The organism is Pseudarthrobacter kochi, assembly GCF_055412805.1.
Genome location: NZ_JBVAYV010000010.1, coordinates 90,873 through 101,345, shown reverse-complemented (window position 1 = coordinate 101,345; position 10,473 = coordinate 90,873). Strand labels below are relative to the sequence as shown.

At 61.9% G+C, this 10,473-nt stretch carries 8 protein-coding genes and 2 pseudogenes; 5 read left to right on the top strand and 5 right to left on the bottom strand.

Annotated elements, in window-relative coordinates; translation table 11 throughout:
- Window positions 1-76 precede the first annotated feature (76 nt).
- Window positions 77-547: a hypothetical protein gene (locus ACZY0Y_RS07725; RefSeq protein ID WP_463957309.1), complete on the bottom strand. Its 471-nt coding sequence runs from the start codon at window positions 545-547 to the stop codon at window positions 77-79.
- A gap of 80 nt (window positions 548-627) precedes the next feature.
- Between ACZY0Y_RS07725 and ACZY0Y_RS07720 the strand changes: the two are divergent.
- Window positions 628-1,603: pseudogene (locus tag ACZY0Y_RS07720) on the top strand (ISL3 family transposase); the annotation flags it as partial.
- A gap of 192 nt (window positions 1,604-1,795) precedes the next feature.
- Here the strand turns inward: ACZY0Y_RS07720 and ACZY0Y_RS07715 are convergent.
- The 3 genes from ACZY0Y_RS07715 to ACZY0Y_RS07705 form a co-directional block, all read right to left on the bottom strand.
- Window positions 1,796-2,800 carry a glycosyltransferase gene (locus tag ACZY0Y_RS07715; protein ID WP_463957308.1) on the bottom strand — a complete coding sequence of 335 codons (1,005 nt, stop codon included), beginning with the start codon at window positions 2,798-2,800 and terminating at the stop codon, window positions 1,796-1,798.
- A 193-nt stretch (window positions 2,801-2,993) separates the two neighbouring features.
- A complete protein-coding gene (locus ACZY0Y_RS07710) occupies window positions 2,994-3,917 on the bottom strand; it encodes an NAD-dependent epimerase/dehydratase family protein (RefSeq protein WP_463957307.1) in 924 nt (307 codons plus the stop codon).
- Complete coding sequence (locus tag ACZY0Y_RS07705) at window positions 3,914-5,005, bottom strand: glycosyltransferase (RefSeq protein WP_463957306.1); 1,092 nt, start codon at window positions 5,003-5,005, stop codon at window positions 3,914-3,916. The genes ACZY0Y_RS07710 and ACZY0Y_RS07705 overlap by 4 nt, the downstream gene beginning before the upstream one ends.
- A 390-nt stretch (window positions 5,006-5,395) precedes the next feature.
- On the opposite strand from ACZY0Y_RS07705, the pseudogene ACZY0Y_RS07700 reads away from it, so the two are divergent.
- Window positions 5,396-5,671: pseudogene (locus ACZY0Y_RS07700) on the top strand (hypothetical protein); the annotation flags it as partial.
- Window positions 5,672-5,995: 324 nt separating this feature from the next.
- Here the strand turns inward: ACZY0Y_RS07700 and ACZY0Y_RS07695 are convergent.
- A complete protein-coding gene (locus tag ACZY0Y_RS07695) occupies window positions 5,996-6,460 on the bottom strand; it encodes an Lrp/AsnC family transcriptional regulator (RefSeq protein ID WP_463957305.1) in 465 nt (154 codons plus the stop codon).
- 159 nt (window positions 6,461-6,619) lie between these two features.
- Here ACZY0Y_RS07695 and pdhA point away from each other — a divergent pair, with 159 nt between their 5' ends.
- The 3 genes from pdhA to ACZY0Y_RS07680 are packed head-to-tail and all read left to right on the top strand — an operon-like array spanning window position 6,620 to window position 10,376.
- A complete protein-coding gene (gene pdhA / locus ACZY0Y_RS07690) occupies window positions 6,620-7,816 on the top strand; it encodes a pyruvate dehydrogenase (acetyl-transferring) E1 component subunit alpha (RefSeq protein WP_463957304.1) in 1,197 nt (398 codons plus the stop codon).
- Entirely contained in the window at window positions 7,813-8,925 is a 1,113-nt protein-coding gene (locus ACZY0Y_RS07685; protein WP_463957303.1) for an alpha-ketoacid dehydrogenase subunit beta, read from the top strand. Before pdhA ends, ACZY0Y_RS07685 begins: the two co-directional genes overlap by 4 nt.
- Window positions 8,926-8,927: 2 nt before the next feature.
- The gene (locus tag ACZY0Y_RS07680) at window positions 8,928-10,376 is read left to right on the top strand and encodes a dihydrolipoamide acetyltransferase family protein (RefSeq protein WP_463957302.1); all 1,449 of its coding nucleotides are present in this window, start codon (window positions 8,928-8,930) and stop codon (window positions 10,374-10,376) included.
- Window positions 10,377-10,473: the final 97 nt, after the last annotated feature.

Below are 10,473 nucleotides of genomic sequence, written 5' to 3'. Positions count from 1 at the left end.
CACCTCCGCGGCTCCGCCCTCGGCTTCCGCAACCTCACCAACTACATCGCCAGATCACTCCTCGAATCCGGCGGATTCAGACCGAAACTACACTCTCAATTCTGAAGAGCCTCATAACCAGCACCGGTGGCGTGTCGTTCTGGCCCGCACCGACGGGCAGCGGCTCGTGCGGGAACCAGAGATCGCACTGGACCTGGAACCCCGGCTCGTGGACCAGACGGTCAGCCGGGTCCGGCGGCGCGTATTCGGGCCGGATCGCGGCGACCTTCGCCCGGAACAGCGACGCGGAACCAGACCAGCCCACCCGCTCCGCGAGCGTTGCGGCCGGCATCGTCGGCGTCTTCACCAACAGCTCCCGCACCCGGGGAGCAAACGCATCAAAACTCGATACCCCGGCCGCCCGCTGATACTTCGGCGCCCGATCTGACTCCAGCGCACGATCCACCGTTCCGCGGGAAACCCTCACGATCCTGCCGATCTCACGCTTCGAGTGCTTGCCCGTCGAAAACAGGTGGCGTATCTCCGCCCAATCATCCAAATTGATCACCTTCCATAATGGTCGGTGGCCCTGTTTTCAGTTGGCGTTTCTGGCCCTATTTTGGGTTGGCGTTAACAGCCTCAAATACTCAATCTACACGCAGGCTCCGGGAGACGCTGGTGAACGCGGTCATCGATTCCGGTCGTGCTGTATCCGAGACGGCCATGGCGTTCCGGATCTCGTGGTGGCTGGTCCAGCAGGTCGTCGGTGACGCCGCTCTCCGCCTTCCGGACGTGGACCTCCTGGCGCCAAGGATGCTGGGCATCGATGAGCACCGCTACCGGTCCGTGCGGTTCTTCCAGGACCCTGCCACGAAGGCCTGGACCCGGTATGAGCCGTGGATGACCACGATCGTTGATGTGGACACCGGCCAGGTCCTAGGCATCGTGGACGGACGGGACCACAAGGGCGTCGGCGACTGGCTCTTCGCCCGGCCCTTGGAGTGGCGGCTCGGCGTGCAGGTCGTCGCAATCGACCCGTCCGCGGCGTTCCGGAAAGGCGCTGCGGATGTGGCTGCCGCGCACCGCTGTCTCGGTGGATCTGTTCCACATGACCATGTTGGCCAACGACATGCTCACCACGGTCCGGCAGGGCCTGTCGCAGCAGGTTCGGGGCCGGCGGGGCAGGGCCACGGACCCGGCGTGGGCGAACCGGTTGCTGCTGCTGAAAGCGGACGAGAACCTCTCCGAACGCGGCCAGCACCGTCTTGGCGGCGTGTTCGCCGCAGAGGATCCCACCGGCAACCTCCAAGCCGCCTGGCGGGTCAAGGAACAGCTCCGCACCCTGCTGAGCACCAGTTCCCTTGTGGACGCAGGTGCGGCCAAGAACGCGCTTGCTGACCTCGTGGCACGCGCTGCGATGCCTGAAACAAACAGGCTCTACAAGACCATCTGCCGCTGGTGGGCCGAGATCGAAGTCCTCATCGTCACCGGTGCAACCACAGCCAAAGTAGAAGCCAATAACACTGCTATAAAACACATCAAGCGAACCGCGCGCGGCTATCGAAATCCGGACAACTACAAATCGCGTATCCTCTTGAGAAGTGCCGCCCGAATGGCAGCATGAGCATTCATCTCAGCAGACCATTCCCCGGGAACCTTGAAGCCTGAAAAGGGCCTACCCCGCGGCTCCAGCCTCAGACCGTCCGAACCACGCTCATCTGCGAAGGGCCCGAAAAGTTCCGGGTTCAGTCTCCCCATGATCGCGCACGCAATTCATGTCTCGGTGTCTCGTCGGGTGAGATACCTGGTGCCTCGACTAAGCAGGACCCCTCAAACTCGCTGATGATAGCCACTGGGTATTGTCGAGCAACCCGTTTTCTCCATGCTTGATGGCCTCTTGAAATACGCTCAGGGTCGTTGCAGAGCTCCCTCTTCGCGAGACACCCCATGCAAGGGCAACGTAAATTGTTTTGTTTACGGCGTAGCGCGCTGCCAAGGATCTAGATGTGACTCTACGTTTTTCGTAGAAGACCCTGTTTCTTACGGAATAAAATAGTTTTTCATACTGATCGGTGTCCAATAGTCCGAAGGGCCCGCGCCCGCCTTCTCGCGCCCATTTAGCATCTGCATCATGCACTAGGACCGAATCGACTAGAATAATGCGATGGCCCATTTCAACGGCACGAGAAGTCCAAATGGTGTCATCCGCATAGAGACGGAGTTCTTCTGGCGGAAGACCGATTTCGGCAAGTAGAGCGGTAGGAAATAGAAAGCCACCATATGGCGCTTCAGGAACAGTCAAATGCGCCAAAGTGAAGGGACGCTGTATCCTTCGACGAGAGAGAATCCTTTTTAATTGAGTAATCAGGTCGAAGAACATGAATGATCCTGGCGGCGGATACGTAAGCGATACAGGGAGGCCGTCAGATACTCTTTGATGATTATTGTCGAGATCGCGCCTGCCACAGACACTGGTCAATGGGTCATCGAAGTCAAGTGCGGATGAGGACTGTACAAGGAGTAGTTTTTGCAATGAATCAGACTCGACCCAATTGTCGTCATCTAGCAGCCAAATGTATGGCGCTTCCTGCGCCGCAGCAAGCTGAATTCCCCTAGAGAATGCTGGGGCTGATCCAGTGTTTTTTCCCATTAATTCAATAGTGACATTCGGCGTATCCGCGTACGTAGCACTTATCTCCTCGACAGATTCTTTGCTGGAACCGTTGTCCACCAAAATCACGTGTCTCGCGCCAGCTTTCAGGGCTCGCGCTATGGTTTCTTTAGCTAATCGGCTAAATCGATCCCCGTACGTTACTGTCACTACGCAAACGTTTTCCAATACAAATCCTCTGACTATCTGTCGCATTTCGCCGGTTCATCATCGGGTCGATCCCTTAGCCGGGCCGGTGAATTGCAAGTGAGCACCGACTCCTCTAGTTGGGATGTGCGGCGCACGATTTGTGGACCGGCCTTGTGAGTTCGTCGGTGCTTGGGTCTTTTCTAAGGGTCCAGTGTCACTTAGTCTGGTGAATTGACTCCCATGTGTGTGCTATTCCTTCGTTGAGGGGCATTTTCGGGGTCACACTGAAGTCGTTCGTGTAGCGCCCCACGTCCAGTACTACGCGGTCAACAAAGCTAGGCGGCGTTGGCCGACGCTCGATTGTGAAGTCCGTGCCGGTGACGCTGCGAATCTCATCAAGGACGGAGGCGACGGATCGCCCTTCACCGCTGCCGACATTATAAACCCGGTGATTGCCGCCGGGGCCAACAGCGGCCGTGATCATATTGACTAGGTCATCGATATAGATATAGTCCCGCACCATAGAGCCATTCCCCAACTGAATCACGGGCTGACCGAGGGAAATACGTCTCAAGACGATCGGTATTAAACCTTGAGGCTTTGCTGGATTCTGTCCTGGGCCGTAGGGATTGGATATCCGAAAAATGCGGTAGCTTAGACCTTTCGTCACGCGGAAGAACTCCAGGTAGTGCTCCAGAGACAGTTTCGCGATCGCATAGGGCGACTTCGGGGCTGCAATCCTATCCTCGCTAACGGCCGACTCGGCATGGTCGCCGTATATAGCGCCGCCCGTCGATGCGAAGTAGAGCATATCTACGCCTTCCCGGGCGCAAGCGTCGAATAGTTCCACCGACTGAATTGTGTTAATGCGAATATCAATTGTCGGATCGTTCTCAGCGGTCGCCGGGGTGGTGGCTGACAGGAAGTGGAACACTTCGTCCTGACCCTTGACTGCGCCTCGGAGGTCCTCGACATTGAGAAAATCGCCAACGATCTGCTGGATTTGAGGAGAGGTGTAGTTCTGTATCCCGTGCGAAAATCGATCGAATACTGTCACTTCCCGGCCCCGCCTGACCAGGGCGTCTGCGAGGCGTGCTCCGATAAACCCGTTACCGCCGATCACAACGGACTTCGTCATGCGGCTGCCGCCGTGCCGGTGTAAATTGCCATGGATTGCACGCCCAGATCGCGATCTGTAAGGCTTTCGTGTGCCCATGTGATTGCTGCCTCAGACATGCGTCTGCGGAGCTCGCCGTCCTCGATGAGTTCCCTGGTCCGTGCTATGAGTTCGTCATCCGAGCTACAAACATAGCCAGTCTTTTCATGGATTACCGCGTCCCTGTTACCTACCACATCTGATACGACCGACGGAACGCCGGTCGCCTGGGCCTGCATCAGAGCGAGCGGCATACCTTCCCAGAGGGTCGGAAACAAGAAGATGTCCAATTCTCTAAAAGCCGCGTCCAGATCCGGTGGAGATAGCCACCCCGTGGGCGTGTGCTCGCCGAGCCAAAGGGCTTCCTTGTCGGCATCTCCGCCGCCGATCCAGATGAAATCAGCGAATTCTCCAAGCGTGTCCGCCACCAACTTAAATCTCCACGGCGCCTTCTGATAGGTGACGCGAGCCACTACGCCCACTTTCGGCCGGATGTTTGGCATAGTTTGAGGGCTCCCTCCACTCACACCGGATTCTTTCACTGAAAGTTCGTCTACCCCACTGTTGACCACATACGTATTCCTGGCCCGAAGGGAATGCTCAGCAACTCGTTGCTCGCTAGCGCAGGTCAAGACCAAGCCATTCCCCAAGCGAGCTAACATCTTCTCCGCACATCTCAGGGCCTCTCGGACCACGGGCGGCACGTCTTCCCTTAGAAAGGAAAAGCCGTGAGGAGAGTAGAAAACCTTGGCTGACTTACGCGAAAATAAGTGAGCCAAACGTCCGAATGCTCCTGCCTTGGAAGAATGAAGGTGGATAACGTCAAACTGCGCCGTGTTCTGAGCCTTGTGAATCGCCGTGGTCAGTTCGTAGTAAGCGGCCACTTTGCCGCGTCCCCTCCCGAAGCTGCGCAGACTTACCCTGCTGTCGAAGCGTTCCCGATTGTTGGCTAGGGAGGGTGAATCTGGCCGCTCGATGTAGTAGACCGAAACTTGTGCACCCTCGTCTACTTGACGTTTTGCGAAAGACTGCAGGACTGTTAAGGTTCCGGCCGCCATCGCTTCTGTCACATGAAGTATTCTTATCGGTTTCACCGTCGCGCCCCCACTGCTCGTTTGTTGAAATTGTTTCTCGAAGCAATAGTACTTCGGCGGTGGCAGCGGACGATTCGCAGGCGTCTGGGTTTGGACACGACGGATTCTTTGTTGGCCAGCAGCCGGGCGGGGTCCGAAGCTGCTGTAGTCAGCGGGCCGCCTCAACACCCGGGTCGGCACGTGCTGAGTAGCGCACGGGCTCGCTGTTGGCGGGGCGCAATGCATCGGATTCGTCCGGCCCACCATGCCTGCGGGTTCGTCACGCTCATAGATAGTTCAGGTTGTCATGACGTAGAGGCGTGAGCGGGACACGATGTTGTTGTCCTCGATAACCTCACGAATTCCAGGTCCGAATCGCTTCGGCGGGTTCAGCGCATAGCGGGCAAGTCGGTGGAGTTGAGAGAAATCGATCTGATGGACGCAGCCGCGGTGAACTTCACTCTCGCCTCGGGTGGTTTTGACGCAGTCATCCATTTCGCCGGACTCAAAGCAGGATCTCGCGGAGGGCCACCTTGCCGCGCTCAGTTACATTCAGTCAAGAACGGGCGTTTTCCGCTGGAATCTGGGAACTGGGCGCGGATCGTCGGTCCTCGAAGTTATTCGGGCCTTCAGCCCAGCTGCTGGCCACGAGATTCCATTTGAGTGCGCTCCTCGGCGCCCTGGCGATGCGGCCGTCAGCTACGCCGACACTGCTGCTGCGCTGGCCGATTTCGGCTGGACTGCCCGCCGAAACCTTGCACAGATGTGCGAAGAGCACTGGCGTTGGCAATCATTTAATCCCGCAGGGTATGCAAGTCGGCCGTAACGATCTACCTAATCCAGCACCTATGGGGCGGCAACCGGCAGGTGCAAGCGACTGCAGCCTTCGCCCACGGCGCCGACCAAATCATCAACGGCAATGAGCGCTTGGCGGGGCAGGGGGTCCACGCTCGGTCAGGTCCTCTTCGATGATTCGCCAGGGCTTGTTTACCGCGTATCCAAATCCTCAAACACCAGAAACGTCTGAGTGTCCAGCACCCCGGGCATGGACTGCAGTTGGTCGAAGATCACCCGGCGCAGATCGATGTTGTCCACGGCTCGCACCAGCAGGATCACATCGAAGTCCCCGCCCACCAGCGCGATGTGGTGCACCTCCGGGATCGCGCGGAGCAGTTCCCGCAGCTCCCGCCAGGAATGCTGCCGGACCTTGAGGGTGACGTACGCCGAGGACTTGAGGCCTGCCTTGATCGGATCCACCAGTGCCGTGAACTTGGTCAGCACGCCCTCCCCGGTCAACCGCGCAATCCGCGTGTAGGCGTGGGCGCGCGAGATGTGGACGTTTTCCGCGACCTGCGTCACGGACATCCGGCCGTCCCTGGTCAGTTCGGCAATGATGTTCCGGTCGACCTCATCCAGCGGCACCGCCGTCTGGTCCGCGTCGTCCTCTGCCATTCGTCCACAACCCCCGCCGGTAATCCAGCTCACACTAACAATTTGTCTTCCAGAATAGGGCAAATGTATTTACTTCTCCACGATTGTTGCTGATGCTGGATACGAAACATCGCCCCGCCGCATACTTGGAAGGAATAGTGGCTACAGAAGGACAGACCAATGACGATCTCCGCAGACCAAACTGCGCAGCCCCCGGCAGCGCCGAGCAGTGCGGCCAGCGAGGCCGTCCGCAAGTTCGGCATCACCGTCGAGGACTACATGCTGCCCGCCCGGCACCAGATCCAGATGGTGGGTCCCGACGGCACCCTGAACCCCCACACCGAGCAGGGCACCCAGCCCGGCCATGAATACACCCTCCCCGGCGATGAGGACCTGATGGCCGCCTACGAGCAGCTCGTCGTCGGACGTCGGGTCAACGACCAGAACTCCGCACTGGTCCGGCAGGGCCGGATGGCCGTGTACCCCTCCAGCCACGGCCAGGAGGCCTGCCAGGTCGCCGCCGCCCTGTGTTTGTCCGAGGGCGACTGGATGTTCCCCACCTACCGCGACTCCGTGGCCGTGATGGCCCGCGGTGTTGATCCCGTCCAGACGATGACGCTTTTCCGCGGCGACTGGCACGGCGGCTACAACCCGGCCGAGCACAAGGTCGGCATCCAGTGCACCCCGCTGACCACCCAGTTGCTGCACGGCGTCGGCGTGGCCCATGCCGCCAAGCTGCGCGGCGAGGACACCGTGGTCCTGGCCATGTGCGGGGACGGCGCCACGAGTGAGGGTGACTTCCACGAGGCGCTGAACTTCGCCGCGGTGTTCCACCTGCCGGTGGTCTTCTTCGTGCAGAACAACCAGTACGCGATTTCCGTGCCGCTCGCGCACCAGTCCGTCGCGCCGTCGCTCGCCCACAAGGCCGTGGGCTACGGCATGGCCGGCGAACGGGTCGACGGGAACGACATCGTCGCGCTCCTCGCCGTGCTGGACCGCGCCGTCAAGCTGGCCCGCGACGGGTCCGGCCCCCTGCTCGTGGAAGCGCACACCTACCGCATGCAGGCCCACACCAACGCCGACGACGCCACCCGGTACCGCCAGGACAGCGAAGTCGCGCAATGGGTGGCGAAGGACCCGTTGAGCCGGATGAAGACTTACCTGACCGGCCGCGGTCTGCTCAGCGAGGACCGCTCCGCGCGGATCGCCGAGAAGGCCGAAGCTGTTGCCGCCCAGCTGCGCGAAGGCCTGAGCGAGGACGTGCCGGTCGACCCGCAGGACCTTTTTAAATACGTTTTCTCCACCCCCACACCACAGCTCAAGGAACAGTCCGCGATGCTCGCCGACGAGCTCTCCCGGGAAGAGGCCGCGAAATGAGCCCCACCATCACCACCTCCTCCGAGGCGAACGGCAACGTCAGCGCAGCCACGGCCCGTGCGGCCGCCAAGGCCGCAGTTGTGGCTGAACAGACCGGCCCGCAGAGCATCACCCTGGCCAAGGCCCTGAACACCGCGATGGCGGACGCCATGCACGCGGACCCCTCGGTCCTGGTCTTCGGCGAGGACGTCGGCATGCTCGGCGGCGTCTTCCGGATCACCGACGGGCTCACCAAGACCTTCGGGACAAGCCGCTGCTTCGACACCCCGCTGGCCGAGTCCGGCATCGTCGGCATGGCCGTGGGCATGGCGATGAACGGCATGCGCCCGGTCATCGAGATGCAGTTCGACGCCTTCGCCTACCCGGCGTTCGAACAGATCGTCAGCCACGTCGCGAAGATGCACAACCGCACCAAGGGTGCCGTGAAGCTCCCGATGGTCATCCGGGTTCCCTACGCCGGCGGCATCGGGGGAGTGGAGCACCACTGCGACTCTTCCGAGGCCTACTACGCCCACACCGCCGGGCTCAAGGTCTTCACTCCGGCCACCGTCGCCGACGGCTACCGGATGCTCCGCGAAGCCATCGACTCCGACGACCCCGTCATGTTCATGGAGCCGAAGAAGCTCTACTGGTCCAAGGACCAGGTGGACCTGGACGCCCTCCGCACCGAACACGCCGAGAACACCGAACGCGGGACCTCCTCCGAAGGCCGGGCCGCCGTCGCCCGCCCCGGCACCGACGCCACGCTGATCGCCTACGGACCGTCTGTCCCGACGGCGCTCGCTGCAGCTGCTGCCGCCGCCGAGGAAGGCCGCTCGCTGGAAGTGATCGACGTCCGCTCGATCGTGCCGTTCGACGACGAGACAGTCTGCGCCTCGGTCCGCAAGACCGGCCGCGCCGTGGTCATCGCCGAGGCCCACGGCTTCGCCTCCGTATCCTCCGAGATTGTGGCCCGGGTCCAGGAACGCTGTTTCCACCACCTCGCCGCGCCGATCCGCCGTGTCACGGGCTTCGATGTCCCGTACCCGGCGCCGAAGCTCGAGCACTACTACCTGCCCGGCGTGGACCGCATCCTCGACGCCGTTGACGACCTCCAGTGGGAAGACTGACCATGAGCGAACCGAAAGTATTCCTCCTCCCGGACCTCGGCGAAGGACTCACCGAAGCCGAGCTCGTCAGCTGGCTCGTCGCCGTGGGCGACGAGATCCGCGTGGACCAGCCGATCGCCGAGGTCGAGACCGCCAAGTCCATGGTGGAAGTGCCCTCCCCGTATGCCGGCACCGTCGCCGTGCTGCACGGCGAGCCCGGCCAGACCCTCGACGTCGGGAAGCCGCTGATCTCCGTGACTCCCGTTGGCGCGGTGGCCGCGCCAGCCAAAGCCCCGGAGGTTGCCGAAACTGCAGAAGACGCCGCCGCTGCGGTGTACCGCGAGGAGGAGAAGGCCGGATCCGGGAATGTTCTGATTGGGTACGGGACTCCGGGCGGGCATGGGGTTGCCCGGCGGACCCGGCCACGGAAATCTTCGGCTGCGCCCGTCGTGGCCGAGCCGGTGGCGCAGGTGTCTGCTGCCGAGAAGGCTGCCGATGACCTGGTGCTGATGCGGACCCGGGTTCCCGGGAAGCTGGGGGCTGTTATTTCTCCGCTCGTTCGCCGGATGGCGCGGGACCATGGGGTCGATTTGGGGGATCTCCAGGGGTCGGGCGCCAGCGGGCTCATCATGCGGAGAGATGTCGAGGCGGTCATCAAGCCCTCGGTGGCCGGGCGTGCGGCCGTGGCGCCCGTCGAAACCCCGGCGGCAGCTGCAGTCGCGGGGACCGGCGACACCGATGCCCGCACCGGGCTGGGCATTACCGGCCGGACCGCCGTCCGTGGCGTGCGCAAGGCCGTCGCGGCGAACATGACCCGCAGCCGGTCCGAGATCCCGGAAGCCACAGTGTGGGTGGATGTTGACGCCACCGCCCTCGTGGAGCTGCGTGCCGCGCTGAAGAAAGCGGATCCGCACCACACCCCGGGCCTGCTGGCGTTCATCGCCCGCTTCGTCACGGCCGGGCTGAGGAAGTTCCCGGAACTGAACTCCCGGCTCGTCACCACCGAGGACACGACCGGCGGAGCGTCCCAGGAGATCGTGGTTTTCGACGGCGTCAACCTCGGCTTCGCGGCCCAGACCGACCGCGGCCTGATGGTGCCGTCGGTGCGCAACGCGGACAAACTCAGCGCCCGCGGACTGGACGCCGAAATCCGGCGGCTCACCGCCGTCGTGCGCGACGGCAAGGCGACCCCGGCGGAGCTCGGCAGCGGGACCTTCACGCTGAACAACTACGGCATCTTTGGGGTGGACGGCTCGGCCGCGATCATCAACCATCCCGAGGTGGGAATCCTCGGCGTCGGACGGATCATCGACAAGCCCTGGGTGGTCAACGGCGAGCTCGCCGTGCGCAAGGTCACCGAACTGACACTGACTTTCGACCACCGCGTCTGCGACGGCGGAACCGCCGGCGGTTTCCTGCGCTTCGTGGCCGACGCGATCGAGAACCCGGGGTCAGTGCTGGCGGATATGTGAGGGCTGATGAAGGGGCGTTCCCGCTGATGCACGCCCGAATGTTGAACCGACGGTTCAGCCTGCCCTTCGCGCGGGGTCTGTGGAAACGGGATTGCCG

Bases quoted from the DNA above. Each gene is read 5' to 3' on its own strand.
- ACZY0Y_RS07710 (WP_463957307.1), bottom strand. From the start codon at position 3,917: ATGACGAAGTCCGTTGTGATCGGCGGTAACGGGTTTATCGGAGCACGC.
- ACZY0Y_RS07695 (WP_463957305.1), bottom strand. From the start codon at position 6,460: ATGGCAGAGGACGACGCGGACCAGACGGCGGTGCCGCTGGATGAGGTC.
- pdhA (WP_463957304.1), top strand. From the start codon at position 6,620: ATGACGATCTCCGCAGACCAAACTGCGCAGCCCCCGGCAGCGCCGAGC.
- ACZY0Y_RS07685 (WP_463957303.1), top strand. From the start codon at position 7,813: ATGAGCCCCACCATCACCACCTCCTCCGAGGCGAACGGCAACGTCAGC.
- ACZY0Y_RS07680 (WP_463957302.1), top strand. From the start codon at position 8,928: ATGAGCGAACCGAAAGTATTCCTCCTCCCGGACCTCGGCGAAGGACTC.